Below are 15,628 nucleotides of genomic sequence, written 5' to 3' on the forward strand. Positions count from 1 at the left end.
TGGGTGGAAAGTTGTCCGAGAGAAGCATCCAATCGGACAGGTTTTGAGGATTTGAATGGAAAGTTGTCCGAGAGAGCGCACCAATCGGTAAGGTTTTGTGGATTTGGGGAGAAAGTTGTCCTCGAAATCCTCCGATGGGACAAGTTCGAGTCTCATGCCAAAAAGCAATCCGAATGCCACTTCAATGGTACATGAAATTTTATTGGAAAGTAAAAAATAAAATGATGCACGCCAAGAGTTAATGATAATTTGTTATGTTGACCGAGGGCATGACTACTTTCTCTCATTAGAATACGTTTTATTGTTTTAAATGTGGCGCCTAAGCGGTTTATTGCTTATGGTGAGACCTACATTTATGTTAAGCTGATAATGTTGGCCGAAGAATCTGTTCTGTATATCTGACTTTTACGAAACTGGCGGTTCAGTTAAAAGAACTGGTGACAGTGAAGGTGATACCGTGTGTCCTTTCAGCAAGCTGAAAGGCGGGGTGCGAGAATAGAAAGAAGTTTTAATTGAATCCTGCTGTAAATGGTGGCATTGCCACTGAGTGTTGTGCTGATTTTTGGCTCGCTGTCGTGAAGCTGACGCTTCACTGGCTTTTCAGCGAGCTGAAAAGCTGCTGAGCCAAAAATCATTTGGAGCAAGCGACACATTTCTGCTGGTTTCGATGTATTTCTTTCCATTCTTAAAGTGTTGCTAACACTTTTCATTTGTTATAAGATTGTAATGAGAATAAAATGAGAATAGAGTTTTTGACGGCTGGAGTCGGCTTAAAATCTTTTCTATATTGACGGAGGTAATATTATGGCAGGATCTGTATTATCAATTAAGGACCTTCACGTTGAGATTGAAGGTAAAGAGATATTAAAAGGTGTGGACATTGAGGTTAAGGGTGGAGAGATCCATGCGATCATGGGACCAAACGGTACTGGTAAATCCACTTTGTCTTCTTCAATTATGGGTCACCCTAAATATGAAGTAACCAAGGGTTCTGTTACTCTTGATAACGAAGATGTTCTTGAAATGGAAGTGGACGAAAGAGCTCGCGCTGGTTTGTTCCTTGCGATGCAATATCCAAGCGAAATCAGCGGTGTAACGAATGCTGACTTCTTGCGTTCTGCTGTGAACAGCCGTCTTGGCGAAGGAAATGAAATTTCTCTTATGAAGTTCATCCGCAAGATGGATAAGCAAATGGAATTCCTTGAAATGGATCTTGATATGGCTCAGCGTTACCTTAACGAAGGTTTCTCCGGCGGTGAGAAGAAGCGTAACGAAATCCTTCAGTTGATGATGCTTGAACCGAAGATCGCGATCCTTGACGAAATCGACTCAGGTCTTGATATCGACGCATTGAAAGTTGTTTCTAAAGGAATCAACGAAATGCGCGGCGAAGATTTCGGCTGCTTGATCATCACTCACTACCAGCGCCTTCTTGATTATATTACTCCTGACTATGTACACGTCATGATGCAGGGCCGCATCGTCAAGTCCGGCGGACCGGAACTTGCACAGCGCTTAGAGGCAGAAGGATACGACTGGATTAAGAAAGAACTGGGCATCGAAGACGAAACAGTTGGGCAAGAAGCTTAAGCGTTGGGGGGATTTATAATGACTACGGAAACGAAATGGGCTTTTGACCAGGAGTACATTACTTCCTTCTCAAAAGAAATGAACGAACCGGCTTGGCTAACAGAGCTTCGCACGCAAGCTCTTGCAAAAGCTGAAGATCTCTCAATGCCAAAACCGGATAAAACAAAGATTGATAAATGGAATTTCACTCAATTTGAAAAGCTGCTTGTTAAGAGTGATGCTTTTTCATCGATTGATGAACTTCCTGAAGAAGTAAAAGCGCTTGTTGACCAGGAAGCGAAGGAAAACAGCCTTTACGTTCAGCGCAACAACAAGCCTGCTTACCTTCAGCTTTCTAAGGAGATGCAGGAGCAGGGCGTTATTTTTACAGATATCTTCACAGCGGCACGCGAATACAGCGACCTGCTGAAGAAATATTTCATGACAGCTGTTAAAAGTGATGAGCACCGTTTGACTGCCCTTCACGCAGCATTCATGAACGGCGGAGCATTCCTTTATGTTCCTAAGAATGTTCAAGTGAAAAACCCGATCCAGGCAATCTTCCTGCACGATGATGCAGAAGCGAACCTGTTCAACCATGTCCTAGTTGTTGCAGAAGACAACAGCTCTGTGACTTATGTTGAGAACTATATCTCTACTACTGGAAAAGTGAACGGCCTTGTCAACATCGTGACAGAAGCGATTGCAGGCCAAAACGCTAAAATCCAGTACGGTGCGGTTGATACTCTGGCTGAAGGCCTTACTACTTATGTAAACCGCCGCGGACATGCTGGAAGGGATGCTCGTATTGAGTGGGCCCTAGGCATGATGAACGATGGCAACACAGTTTCCGAGAACATCACGAACCTTGTTGGTGACGGTTCATTCGGCGACACAAAGACAGTTGTTGTTGGCCGTGGAGAACAGACGCAGAACTTCACGACAAGCATCATCCATTTCGGTAAAAACTCAGAAGGCTATATCCTGAAGCACGGTGTTGTAAAGGATAGCGCGACTTCTATTTTCAACGGAATCGGAAAAATCGAACATGGTGCTTCCAAGTCCAATGCTGAACAGGAATCACGCGTATTGATGCTTAGCGAAAAAGCACGTGGGGACGCGAACCCAATCCTTTTGATCGATGAAGATGATGTAACAGCAGGGCACGCGGCTTCTGTTGGACGCGTTGATCCGCTTCAGCTTTACTATTTGATGAGCCGTGGTATTCCGAAGACTGAGGCCGAACGCCTTGTCATCCATGGATTCCTTGCTCCGGTTGTTAATGAGCTTCCAATCGAGGGAGTTAAGAAGCAATTGGTGGAAGTCATCGAAAGGAAAGTTAAATAATGAACGCCCGCGAGATTCGTGAACTATTTCCGATTTTAAATCAGGAAGTCAATGGCAGTCCGCTCGTGTATCTCGACAGCGCGGCTACATCCCAGAAGCCGGTGCAGGTCATCGAAGCACTGGACAAATATTATCGCGAATACAACTCCAACGTACACCGAGGCGTCCATACTCTTGGAACAAGAGCGACTGACGGGTACGAAGGATCAAGGGAAAAGGTCCGAAAGTTCATTAACGCAAAATCAATTGAAGAAATCATTTTCACCCGCGGTACGACTACTGCGCTGAACACGGTAGCTGCAAGCTATGGCCGTGACAACCTGAAGGTAGGCGATGAAATCGTCATCTCCTACATGGAGCATCACAGCAACATCATCCCGTGGCAGCAGGTAGCGAAACAGACGGGTGCAAAGTTAAAATATTTAGACCTGCAGGAAGATGGTACGATCTCACTTGATACTGTAAGAGAAACGATTACAGAGAATACGAAAATCGTCTCCATCATGCAGGTTTCCAACGTACTCGGTGTCATGAATCCAATCAAGGAGATTGCCGAAATTGCCCACCAGCATGGTGCGATCATGGTCGTCGATGGCGCACAAAGCGCTCCGCATATGAAGATTGACGTCCAAGACCTGAATTGCGATTTCCTCGCTTTTTCCGGCCATAAGATGTGCGGACCGACAGGAATCGGGGTATTATATGGCAAGAAGGCCCTTCTTGAAAAAATGGAGCCAGTTGAGTTTGGCGGCGAGATGATTGATTTCGTAGGTTTATACGAGTCAACTTGGAAAGAGCTGCCGTGGAAATTCGAAGGCGGGACACCAATCATCGCCGGTGCGATCGGTCTTGGTGCCGCAATCGACTTCCTGAACGACATTGGTCTCGACAATATCGAGAAGCACGAACACGCTCTTGCGGCTTATGCGATGGATAAAATGTCTGAAATCGAAGGCATGACCATTTATGGGCCGAAAGAAGCCGGCAAGCGTGCGGGACTCGTAACATTCAATATTGATGACGTGCATCCACATGATGTAGCGACAGTACTTGATGCTGAAGGAATCGCCGTCCGCGCGGGCCACCATTGTGCACAGCCGCTGATGAAATGGCTGAAAGCGTCCGCGACAGCACGTGCAAGCTTCTACCTGTACAACACGGAAGAAGATATTGACAAGCTCGTAGCAGGCCTTGTCAAAACAAAGGAGTATTTCAGCGATGTCTTTTAATAATTTAGATAACCTTTATCGGCAAGTTATTATGGATCACTATAAGAACCCTCGCAATAAAGGTGTTTTGGATGAAGGCAGCCTGACTGTCAACATGAACAACCCAACATGCGGCGACCGCATCCAGCTGACGATGAAAGTCGAAGATGGCAAGGTATCGGACGCTAAATTCGAAGGGGAAGGCTGCTCGATTTCCATGTCCTCTGCTTCTATGATGACACAGGCGATCAAAGGGAGAAACGTGGAAGAAGCTTTAAAGCTATCCCAGATTTTTTCCGACATCATGCAGGGCAAGGAATATGATGAGGATGATCTTGACCTCGGCGATATAGAAGCCCTCCAGGGTGTCGCGAAATTCCCTGCAAGGATCAAATGTGCTACTCTTGCATGGAAGGCAATGGAGAAAGGCCTGAAGGAAGAGGAAGACAGCCAATAAGAAAATCATCTCAGGGTGATTTTTACAGAAAGAGCCTGTAGGGGATTGGCCTGCAGCAGTACAACTACAAAGCGGGAAACCTCGTTTTCCCTGCTTTAAGAATGGAGGAATTCGACGATGGCTAAAAAAATGCCAGAGATCGGTGATTATAAATACGGTTTTGCCGACAAAGACGTTTCCATCTTCCGGTCTAAGCGCGGATTGACGCGTGAAATCGTTGAAGAAATTTCAAAAATGAAGGAAGAGCCTCAATGGATGCTCGACTTCCGCTTAAAGTCTTTGGAGCACTTCTACAACATGCCAATGCCACAATGGGGCGGGGACATGGCTTCATTGAACTTCGATGAAATCACATATTACGTTAAACCTTCTGAGCGCTCTGAAAAATCATGGGATGAAGTTCCTGATGAAATCAAGGCGACATTCGATAAGCTTGGGATTCCTGAAGCGGAGCAAAAATACCTTGCGGGTGTTTCTGCGCAATACGAATCAGAGGTTGTATACCACAACATGAAGGAAGAGCTTGAAGAGCTGGGAATCGTCTTCAAAGACACAGATTCTGCTCTGAAAGAAAACGAGGATATTTTCCGTGAACATTTCGGGAAAGTCATTCCTCCAACAGACAACAAGTTCTCAGCATTGAACTCTGCTGTTTGGTCTGGCGGATCTTTCATCTATGTTCCAAAAGGAATCAAAGTGGAAACTCCGCTTCAGGCGTATTTCCGCATTAACTCCGAGAACATGGGTCAGTTCGAGCGTACATTGATCATCGTTGATGAAGGCGCGCACGTACACTATGTTGAAGGATGTACAGCTCCTGTGTACACAACGAACTCTCTTCACAGTGCGGTCGTTGAAATCATCATCAAGAAGGACGCATATTGCCGTTACACAACAATCCAGAACTGGGCAAACAACGTCTTCAACCTTGTTACAAAGCGTGCAGTCTGTGAAGCGAATGCGACAATGGAATGGATCGATGGCAACATCGGTTCCAAGCTGACAATGAAATACCCAGCTGTCATCCTTAAGGGTGAAGGCGCGCGCGGTATGACATTATCAATCGCAATCGCTGGTAAAGGCCAGCACCAGGATGCAGGTGCGAAAATGATCCACCTTGCACCAAATACATCATCAACCATCGTATCAAAATCAATCTCGAAGCAAGGCGGAAAAGTAACATACCGCGGAATCGTCCACTTCGGACGCAAAGCCGACGGCGCCCGCTCTAACATTGAGTGCGATACGCTGATCATGGATAACAAGTCTACATCAGACACAATTCCATACAATGAAATCCTGAACGACAACATTTCTCTTGAGCACGAAGCGAAGGTTTCAAAGGTATCAGAAGAGCAGCTGTTCTATCTGATGAGCCGCGGAATCTCCGAAGAAGAAGCAACAGAAATGATCGTCATGGGCTTCATCGAGCCATTCACAAAAGAATTGCCAATGGAATACGCAGTCGAAATGAACCGCCTGATCAAGTTCGAAATGGAAGGTTCAATCGGTTAATCTTAATAGTTACGGGAATCCACCTGCTTTGGCAGGTGGATTTTTTTACCTTTAATTGGGAGGTTGTGCAATTAAGGTGACTGTTCACGCAATTAAGTAGATTGTTCGTGCAATTATTCGTCATCTCACGAAATTCCGCCACGCTACTGCGCAATAATCTAGTTTGAGTGTGCGAATAAATGAAGTTTCGTGCGGTCCATAATTATGAAGCTCATCGCGTGGCAGCTTTTTTACTATTCTTTGTAAAAAGTAGCGATGAACCTTCACTTCGTAGTGATTGTGCACTTTTTCGTAGTGAATTTCTTCCCTTTCGTAGTGATTCACGTCCAAATCTCACTCGAATTTCGTAGTGATTGACATTAAAACCAGAGCAATCACCATCAATAATCGCAACAACCTGCCCCCATATCGTAATTTGTTATTCTCTTTTTACTAATCAGCATTTTTTTGTGTTTCTACCTGCCTTTTACCGGGAATTAGGGTTAAACGGTGTCTTAGTTCTAATACTGAAGCGAACTATGCTATCATGAAGGTAAATTGGAGGTGCACAGATGATTATTGTTGGCTTAACGGGTTGGGGTGACCATGACGGTTTATATGATGGCAAGGTTTCTCCGCGCGATAAACTGAAGGAGTACTCCAGCCACTTTCCGGCAGTCGAGGTTGATGCCTCTTTTTACGCTGTGCAGCCTGTGAAAAATGCTGCGAAATGGGTGGAAGATACACCTGATCATTTTCAATTTATTGTGAAGGCTTACCAGGGAATGACCGGGCATCAGCGCGGCGAAATCCCTTTTAAGGATAAAAATGAAATGTTTACCGCATACAAAGAGTCGCTCAAGCCTTATCTTGAGGCGAATAAGCATGCTATGACGCTGTTCCAGTTCCCTCCCTGGTTCGATCTTCGCCGGGAAAATGTTGATTATTTACGCTGGTGCCGGGAGCAGATGGGGGATATTGATTGCGCACTTGAGTTTCGAAACCAATCCTGGTTTGAGGGTGAAATGCGCGAGAAGACGGTGGATTTCATGAAAGCGGAAAAATGGATCCACAGCATCTGTGATGAACCGCAGGCGGGTGAGGGGTCGATTCCGACTGTCCTTGAATCAACATCGCCTGATAAAGTACTGGTCCGCTTCCACGGCCGAAATGTCCATGGCTGGAACAAGAAGGGCAGAGGCCAGGATTGGCGTGAGGTCAGGTATTTATACCGCTACAATCAGGCAGAATTGGAAGAGTGGGCAGAAAACCTGAAAAAGCTGAACGAGAGCACATCGCAGGTGTTCGCATTGTTCAATAACAACTCCGGCGGGGATGCTGCTGATAATGCCAAACAGATGGTTGACATATTGGACATTGAATACGAGGGATTGAATCCGAGGCAGCTGGACTTGTTTTAATCATCCCATCAAAAACAGGACCCCTACCGTTCGCAGGCAGGGGCACTTCAATTGTAAAAGGCTGTTTCGCATTAATAGTTCTTTTCGTAAATCATCTTTAAATCGCATTTTATCAAGATTCGAGGCCCTTTTCTTGCTGCTCGTTCACACGAATTGCACGAGGCATCAAAACTTTAAACCGTAAGCGAAAAGAGCCTTATTAAAAAGAGGATGGAACACTGATGGAAGAGATAATCCATATTTACCATACGAATGATTTGCATAGCCATTTCGAGCATTGGCCAAGGATCCATAAACTCCTGGCTGAGCGGCGGCAGTGGCACGAAGAAGCTGGGGATGAGGTTTTCTTTTTTGATATCGGCGACCATATGGACCGCTGGCATCCTTTATCAGATGCAACAAGAGGAAAGGCGAATTGCTCCCTGCTGAATCAGGCTGGGTACGATGCCGCGACAATAGGGAATAACGAGGGGATCACGCTTCCATTTGAGGACCTCGACACGATGTATCTCGAAAAAGATTTCGAAATGCTGGTGGCGAATCTCTATTATCCTGATGGTAGCCGGCCGGAGTGGGCGAAACCGTATCATATTTACATAACAAAATCCGGGACCATAATCGGTGTCATTGGTGTGACCGTGAACTTTGCCCGTTTTTATGCGCAGCTTGGCTGGAAGCTGAATGATCCGATTGAAGAGCTGAAGAAATGTGTTCAGGAGTTAAAAGGGAAAACAGACGTTATCATTCTACTTTCGCATCTTGGCATTCATGATGATGAACTGATTGCCGGCATGTTCCCGGAAATTGATGTCATCCTTGGCGGCCACACCCATCACATTTTACATGAAGGGAAAGAAGTCGGCTTCACCACGCTGGCGGGAGCAGGGAAATACGGATACTATACTGGCCATGTGACCTTGCAGATAGATCCAGATTCGAAGCTGATTTTGAAGAAGAATGCTTCTCTTTACGATATGAATGAGGCTGACCAGGATGAGGATGAGCACAATATCGCCGAGGATTATTTTATCGAAGGAAAAGAACTTCTGGCTGAAAAAGTAGCTTATCTCCCTTCTGACTTAAAAGCAGAGCCACTCCAGCATTCGGAACTGTCAAAAATGCTGACACAGGCCTTGAGGGAATGGTGCGAGGCGGACTGTTCCTTCATGAACGCGGGTATGCTTCTTAAGGGCTTGGACGCTGGCGAGGTTACGAAATACGATCTGCTTGAAATCTGCCCTCATCCGATCAATCCTTGCACCGTCACACTTTCAGGGGCGGAGCTGAAAGAAGTGCTCCTGCAGACAAGGGACGAAAAATGGCCGCATATGCAGATTAAAGGGCTTGGTTTCAGAGGAACGGTCATGGGAGTCATGGAATATGACGGAATCGAATTCCGGCCGAAAGGCAATGTACTGCAGATTTATATCAATGGAAGCCTGGTTGAGCCAAGGAGACAATACAATCTTGCCATTCCCGATATGTTCACCTTTGGCCGGTTCTTCCCGGAAATCCAGCGGGCTGAGGAAAAGGAATACTGGCTGCCGGAGTTCCTGAGGAATCTGCTGGAATGGAAGCTGGCCGAACTTTATAATGCTGAATAGCTTGTAAAATATCACGCTTTCCGCCCTTTCTTCATACAGTGTTATTGGGATTGAAGGAAGGGAGGGTTTGTTCATGATTGACATGTACCCTATTGATATAGAAGGCAGAACCTTTTTATGCATTTCTGTCGCATTGCCTAAGACGAAGCTGCTGGTTGTTACAGGTGATAAAGGATACATTATGTGCGGCGCCCTGGATGTCGCGCTTCTCAATGAAAAGCTGAAAGACCGCAAAGTCATTGCCGGCAGGGCTGTTGGCGTGAAGACCATTGAACAATTGCTCGAAGCCCCGCTGGAATCAGTCACATATGAAGCTGAGAACCTGGGCGCAGTGAAAGGCATGATTGGAAAAGAAGCGTTACTTCTCATGAATTAAAGACAGCCATAAAGGCTGTCTTTTTGTCGTAAAAAGCATAAAACTGTGGAGAATTTTACCGATATAAAAAGTAAACATGCGACATATTTCCCAACTCCCTTTTTATAAAGTAATCACCAAACCAAAAATGAATATGGTAGAATAAAAGAAAATATTGTCGTTTTATGTAAAATTTTCTTTGGCTTTTTTCGTTAGTAATCCGGCGGAAATAGCCGACAACTAACAGATAAAGTGGGAATTGACATGAGACTGATAGCCACCACTTCAGCAGGGGAAGGGGCTTTACTCGGAAAAGCCATTTATAATGATCAGGGTCAGATCCTCTTAAATGCAGGGGCTCGCCTTGAGAAAAGGATACTCAGCCGGCTCTCGGATTTTGGTATTGATTACATCTATATCAAAGATCCAGATACCGATGATATCATTCTGACAAACTCCATTTCGGATGAAATGCGGGTAAATGCAATCAAGACGATCGGAGATACGTTCAAGCAAGTCCAGCTGGATTCGAAGATTTCCCATACCTTTGTGCTCGAAAAATCTGCCAGGAAGTTCAAAAAGCTGATCAGCATCCTGCTTGAGGAGCTTAGGGAAAGCAAGGAACTATTGAACCTGCTGTCAGATGTGTTCCTGCATGACCATTATATTTTTTCGCACTCCTTGAACGTTACGCTTTATGCCCTGGCCATTGGCATCGAAATGAAGCTGCCGCCAAAGGAGCTTGAACAGCTTGGACTTGGTGCGATCCTGCATGATGTGGGCAAAATGAAGGTTCCGGAAGAGATTCTTTCAAAGCCTGGCAAGCTGACTGCAGAGGAATTCCAGATCATCAAGGCTCATGCTGAGGACGGTTTCCAGCTGCTCAGGAATATTCCTACAGTACCGTTGATTGTTGCCCATTGCGCCTTCCAGCATCATGAACGCATGAATGGCGCAGGATATCCCCGCGGGCTGAAGGGGGAGGAAATCCATTTGTTCGGCAGAATCCTTGGAGTCGCAGACGTGTTTGACGCTGTTACCTCCAACCGTGTTTACAGGCCGGCGATGCTGCCGCATGAAGGGCTGGAAATCCTTTATTCAGGCTCTGGCAGTCTGTTCGATGCTAAGGTGGTAGACGCTTTCCGGAAGGCGGTAGCCATCTATCCAGTCGGTCTGACAGTCCTCTTAAGCGATGGCAGAAGGGGAGTCGTCTCAGCCCAGAATCCAGGTTTGAGCGAACGGCCCATGGTGAGGATTCTTGAGGAAAATGGCCGCAGAGTCGAACCTTATGAACTCGATTTAAAAACGAACCTGTCATTGATGATCGCCAGCTGTGACACGATCATCAAGTATGAATACGCCAATAATTATTAAAAGTAAGGCTAGTTCCCCCCTTTAAAGCATACATATAGCTTTAGAGGGGGGATTTGTTTTGGCAAAATTCGGCCGGCGGCTGCCTCGAAAAGGACCTTTGCCTTTCAGATATGTATTCCTGCTGACCTTCGTCTTTTTTTCCTTTTCGACAGCGGCGGGACTCTGGATCATCGATAAAGGGCTGGAACCTACACTGATGAAATACGCCGAATCCCAGACAAGGAAGATTGCGACCCTTGTCATCAATAAGGCGATCAATAAAAAGATTGCCAACGGGATGGATATTGATAAAGTAATCGAGTTTGTCCCTGTAGACGGGGGTGCTACTACAGTTGTGAAATTCAACACGGAAATCATCAACCGGGTAAAAGCTGAAACCACGAATATTGTACAAATGAACCTGAAGGAAGCAGAGAGAGGGAACCTTACTTCGCTAGAGATGCTTTCTGATGTAGAGCTCGTGACGGATGATGAGTCGCGGGAAGCAGGAATTATCTATTATGTGCCGCTGGGGCAGGCAACCAATAATGCGCTCCTCGGGAACATGGGGCCCAGGGTACCGGTTAAATTCAATGCCATCGGAGATGTAACATCCGATGTCGTCTGGGAAACAGAGGAGCATGGAATCAACAATACGTTGATCAATGTTTCCGTCAGGGTCAAGGTCAATGTCCAAATCATCATCCCATTCGCTACCAAAATAGCGACCGTACAGGAAAACATTCCGATTGGCAGTTTCTATTACCCAGGAAAAGTACCACAGTTTTACAATGGCGGAGGAACCGTCCCGCCAGCCATTCAGGTTCCTGGCAATTCAGGTCAATAATTACAGTTGTCAAGTTAGCGATATTGTTATATTATAAAATCAATTGAATAAACAAACCTTATCATTCCGGTGGGGTAGAGGAGCAGGATTCAAAAGTATGCTGTGTGAGGATGACAACGTTGAACGCAGCTGAAAGGGAATTTTGCCGAAGCAATGAAAAGTGAGTCACATTTTTTATTGCTGGGGATACTTTGAACAAGAGTATCACTGTCATTATGGAGGTATATCCATAATGGGGAGCTACAGATCGTGATGGAGAAACTAGTTGCTTATTAAGGGCGACGATAGTATGTTCTCTATCGTTGCCCTTTTTTATTTATCAGCAGAAAAGCAGCTAAACTCTCTCATGTAAAAGTTTCCCCCTGTCAAAAACAAGGAGGAGAAAAAATGGAGAACACAATTTTATCATTACTGCCGCCATTATTGGCAATTTTAATGGTAGTAATCACAAGAAGGGTGCTGCTGTCTCTTGGGACAGGCATCATCGCAGCGGCATTTTTGCTCGCTGAATTCAATATCGGAGAGACCTTTGCTATTATGTGGGATGCCATCAAGGGGATTTTCGTCGCAGACGGCGAACTGAACACATATAGCCTGTACATTATTCTTTTCTTATTATTATTAGGTACAATTACAGCTTTCATTTCCATTTCCGGCGGAAGCCGTGCGTTTGGTGAATGGGCAATGAAACGAGTTAAAACAAGAGTTGGGGCCCAGCTTGTCGGTGCGGTTTTAGGAGTTATTATTTTCATTGACGATTATTTCAATGCACTTGCTGTCGGCCAGATCACACGTCCAATTACGGACCGCCAGAAGGTTTCACGTGCAAAACTGGCTTATCTGATTGACTCCACATCAGCTCCTGTCTGTGTCATTTCTCCGATTTCGAGCTGGGGCGCGTATATCATCGCCTTGATCGGAACGATTCTTGCTGCACACGGAGTAAGTGAATATACGGCATTTTCAGCATTCATTCAGATGGCGCCAATGAATTTTTACGCTCTTGCAGCATTGGCGATGGTCTTCATCGTAGCCCTTCGCAATATCGAAATCGGGCCGATGAGAAAGCATGAGGAACGTGCGATTCTTGAAGGAATTGTTGTTCCTCAGGACAAGCCTGTGCCAGGTGAACTGAAGGATGACCTTCCGACAAGCACAAAGGGTTCTGTAGGCGACCTTGTATGGCCGATCGTGGCACTTGTTGCAGGTACGGTTGGCATGATGCTTTGGACTGGCGCGCAAGCAACAGAAGGCACTGTGACCATCTTCAGTATCTTTGAAAATACGGATGTGACGAAATCACTCGTTATCGGAGGCTTGCTTGGCCTTGCAGCTGCTTTGATTTTGTTTGCAAGACAAGCATTCGTTCTAAAAGGAATCAACGCCAATGTTTTTGGAAGAGGACTAGTTGAGGGAATCAAATCAATGCTTCCGGCGATTTACATCCTGTTCTTCGCATGGGTGATCGTTGATTTGATTGGAAGACTTGAAACTGGAACGTATTTAGCAGGTATCGTGGAAAGCTCTAATATTAATATTTCATTCCTGCCATTCCTGCTGTTCCTCGTTGCCGGTATCATGGCCTTCTCGACAGGGACATCCTGGGGCTCATTCGGCATCCTGCTTCCGATCGCAGGAGATATTGCGGCAGCTTCTGACATCAGCCTTATGCTTCCGGCATTGGCAGCCGTACTGGCTGGAGCTGTTTTCGGCGATCATTGCTCGCCGATTTCTGATACAACGATCCTTTCATCTACAGGCGCAGGGGCACATCACTTAGACCATGTGATTACCCAGCTGCCTTACGCGCTGATCTCTGCTGCGATTTCTTCTGTCGGATTCCTGGTCATCGGGTTCACTGGCAGCACAATGGCTGCTCTTGGCGTGGTGGCGCTGATGCTTGTGGCATTTGCTTTCATTTTCGGAAGCAAAACTACACACGAAGAAGTGTTAAAAGAAAATCTTGCAGAATAACGATTAAAGCTGTCTGAATTTCAGGCAGCTTTTTTCATATTTTTAAACAAATGGGAATAGAATCCTAATAATAGGACAACTGGTATAGTTGGGAAAAATATTTTTAAAATAATTTTATTATCACCAAAATAATATTTTGACAAGCCCCAAAAAACTAGCTATACTATTCCTAGACAAAATAATCTGAAAATATAAAACTTTCTAATTCATCATTGTTTACCAGAGGATTAGAAGGGCGAGGGGGATTCATAATGGAAAATAGACCACAATGGGGGACGAGGGCAGGATTTATTCTTGCCGCGGTAGGATCGGCAGTAGGGTTGGGAAATATTTGGCGCTTTCCTGGTGTCGCGTATGAAAATGGCGGAGGAGCATTCTTCTTCCCATATCTATTCGCACTATTGACAGCAGGTATTCCGATCCTGATCCTGGAATTCACAATCGGCCATAAGTACCGTGGTTCCGCACCGCTAAGCTTTGCCAGAATGAACAAGAAGTCTGAATGGATCGGCTGGTGGCAGCTCGCTGTATCATTTGTCATTTCAACCTATTATGCAGTCATTATTGCGTGGGCAATGTCATACGCGTATTTCTCACTCAGCAAGCAGTGGGGTGACGATCCGCTTACATTCCTTGTTGGCGATTACTTGAAAGTCGTTGATGCAGGCCAGGTAGGAAGCATCGTTCCAGGCGTATTCGTACCGCTTGTCATTGTATGGGTCATCTCTCTTGGCATTTTGTTAAAAGGAGTCAAGAAAGGGATCGAAGTCGCGAACAAAATCTTTATTCCAGCACTTGTTATCTTATTCTTTGTTATCGTTGTTCGCGCCCTGACACTCGATGGAGCAATCGATGGCGTCAATGCATTCTTCAAGCCAGACTGGAGCCAGATCCTGAATGGCAAGGTTTGGGTAGCAGCATATGGACAAATCTTCTTCAGTTTATCAATTGCATTTGCAATCATGATCACGTATTCAAGCTATCTTCCTAAAAAATCAGATATCACGAACAATGCGTTCATCACAGCATTCGCGAACTCTTCTTTCGAATTGCTGGCAGGTATCGGGGTATTCGCAGCACTTGGCTTCATGGCGATGCAGTCAGGCGTACCAGTTAATGAAGTAGTAAGCAAAGGGGTAATCCTTGCTTTCGCGGTATTCCCGCAAATTATCAATGAGCTTCCTGCATTTAGCGCTGCTTTCGGCGTACTGTTCTTCGTCAGCTTGACGCTTGCAGGACTATCTTCACTGATTTCAATCGTTGAAACATATGTTGCAGGTGTACAGGATAAGTTCAATGTTTCCCGTACTAAAGCAGTCGCAATCGGCGGCGGACTATCTGCTTTGATTTCCATCCTGTTTGCAACACAGGGCGGATTGAACTTCCTTGATTCAGCAGATGCTTTCATCAACAACTACGGTGTAGCTCTAGCTGGTCTTGTCCAGGTCGTATTCATTGCATGGGTTGCCAAGGAGCTTGATAACCTTCGCGGCCATGCAGATGCCATCTCTGACATCCGTCTTGGCAGCTGGTGGAACATCTCTCTTAAGTACATCACGCCAGTGGTACTGGGGATCATGATGGTGATGAATATCCTGACAGATATCAAAACAAGCTACGGCGGCTATCCGGTCATGTTCAATGTGTATTCCGGCTGGCTAGTGGCAATCGGCGCAATCGTCGCCGGCTTCATTTTCGCCAATGTAAAGAAATGGGATAAATCACTATACGAAATTCCACAAGACAAGGGGGTTTCAAAATAATGGATCTTAGTGCAGTAGTAATGATGGTAGTAGGTATGGTAATTATCTGGGGAGGCCTTGCTGCAAGTGTTATCCACGCAGTAAGAAAAGCCCGTTCATAACAAATGGAAGGCCAACCGGATGGTTGGCCTTTCGTATTGGTTGGAAAAGATTCGGGGGACTGTCTCCGAACCTTTTTGGGGGTTTCTTACAACCTGATATTGGTTCCCTTAAATCCCGTGATTTTGAAAAAGAGG

At 45.6% G+C, this 15,628-nt stretch carries 14 protein-coding genes and 1 riboswitch; all 14 genes read left to right on the top strand.

The features are described 5' to 3' along the window. Positions 1–195, top strand: a 195-nt coding sequence (locus EJA10_RS23670; RefSeq protein ID WP_211340578.1) for a hypothetical protein, incomplete at its 5' end; no start/stop codon positions are given. A gap of 609 nt (positions 196–804) precedes the next feature. After that, positions 805–1,590 (top strand): Fe-S cluster assembly ATPase SufC, encoded by a 786-nt coding sequence (gene sufC, locus EJA10_RS14390; protein ID WP_125480723.1) that lies wholly within the window; start codon positions 805–807, stop codon positions 1,588–1,590. A gap of 18 nt (positions 1,591–1,608) precedes the next feature. Further along, positions 1,609–2,916: a Fe-S cluster assembly protein SufD gene (gene sufD, locus EJA10_RS14395; RefSeq protein WP_125480724.1), complete on the top strand. Its 1,308-nt coding sequence runs from the start codon at positions 1,609–1,611 to the stop codon at positions 2,914–2,916. Then, positions 2,916–4,145 (top strand): cysteine desulfurase, encoded by a 1,230-nt coding sequence (locus tag EJA10_RS14400; RefSeq protein ID WP_125480725.1) that lies wholly within the window; start codon positions 2,916–2,918, stop codon positions 4,143–4,145. The genes sufD and EJA10_RS14400 overlap by 1 nt, the downstream gene beginning before the upstream one ends. Next, complete coding sequence (gene sufU, locus EJA10_RS14405; protein WP_125480726.1) at positions 4,135–4,581, top strand: Fe-S cluster assembly sulfur transfer protein SufU; 447 nt, start codon at positions 4,135–4,137, stop codon at positions 4,579–4,581. Before EJA10_RS14400 ends, sufU begins: the two co-directional genes overlap by 11 nt. 117 nt (positions 4,582–4,698) lie before the next feature. Further along, entirely contained in the window at positions 4,699–6,096 is a 1,398-nt protein-coding gene (gene sufB / locus EJA10_RS14410; protein WP_125480727.1) for a Fe-S cluster assembly protein SufB, read from the top strand. A gap of 551 nt (positions 6,097–6,647) precedes the next feature. Next, entirely contained in the window at positions 6,648–7,496 is an 849-nt protein-coding gene (locus EJA10_RS14415; protein WP_125480728.1) for a DUF72 domain-containing protein, read from the top strand. A 221-nt stretch (positions 7,497–7,717) separates the two neighbouring features. Next, on the top strand, positions 7,718–9,100 hold the full coding sequence (locus tag EJA10_RS14420; RefSeq protein WP_125480729.1) for a bifunctional metallophosphatase/5'-nucleotidase: 1,383 nt from the start codon (positions 7,718–7,720) through the stop codon (positions 9,098–9,100). A gap of 73 nt (positions 9,101–9,173) precedes the next feature. Continuing rightward, a complete protein-coding gene (locus EJA10_RS14425; RefSeq protein ID WP_125480730.1) occupies positions 9,174–9,476 on the top strand; it encodes a YunC family protein in 303 nt (100 codons plus the stop codon). A 243-nt stretch (positions 9,477–9,719) separates the two neighbouring features. Continuing rightward, complete coding sequence (locus EJA10_RS14430; protein ID WP_125480731.1) at positions 9,720–10,829, top strand: HD-GYP domain-containing protein; 1,110 nt, start codon at positions 9,720–9,722, stop codon at positions 10,827–10,829. Positions 10,830–10,887: 58 nt separating this feature from the next. After that, positions 10,888–11,655 carry a sporulation protein YunB gene (yunB, locus tag EJA10_RS14435; RefSeq protein ID WP_125480732.1) on the top strand — a complete coding sequence of 256 codons (768 nt, stop codon included), beginning with the start codon at positions 10,888–10,890 and terminating at the stop codon, positions 11,653–11,655. Positions 11,656–11,722: 67 nt separating this feature from the next. Continuing rightward, a riboswitch (Lysine riboswitch) is annotated at positions 11,723–11,906 on the top strand. Between the two features lie 136 nt (positions 11,907–12,042). Continuing rightward, a complete protein-coding gene (locus EJA10_RS14440) occupies positions 12,043–13,629 on the top strand; it encodes a Na+/H+ antiporter NhaC family protein (protein ID WP_125480733.1) in 1,587 nt (528 codons plus the stop codon). Positions 13,630–13,880: 251 nt separating this feature from the next. Further along, the gene (locus EJA10_RS14445; protein WP_125480734.1) at positions 13,881–15,392 is read left to right on the top strand and encodes a sodium-dependent transporter; all 1,512 of its coding nucleotides are present in this window, start codon (positions 13,881–13,883) and stop codon (positions 15,390–15,392) included. Then, positions 15,392–15,493, top strand: a complete 102-nt coding sequence (locus tag EJA10_RS23945; RefSeq protein ID WP_125480735.1) for a methionine/alanine import family NSS transporter small subunit — start codon at positions 15,392–15,394, stop codon at positions 15,491–15,493. Before EJA10_RS14445 ends, EJA10_RS23945 begins: the two co-directional genes overlap by 1 nt. Positions 15,494–15,628: the final 135 nt, after the last annotated feature.

Origin of the sequence: Mesobacillus subterraneus (genome assembly GCF_003937825.1) — a bacterium.
Lineage (GTDB): Bacteria > Bacillota > Bacilli > Bacillales > Cytobacillaceae > Mesobacillus > Mesobacillus subterraneus.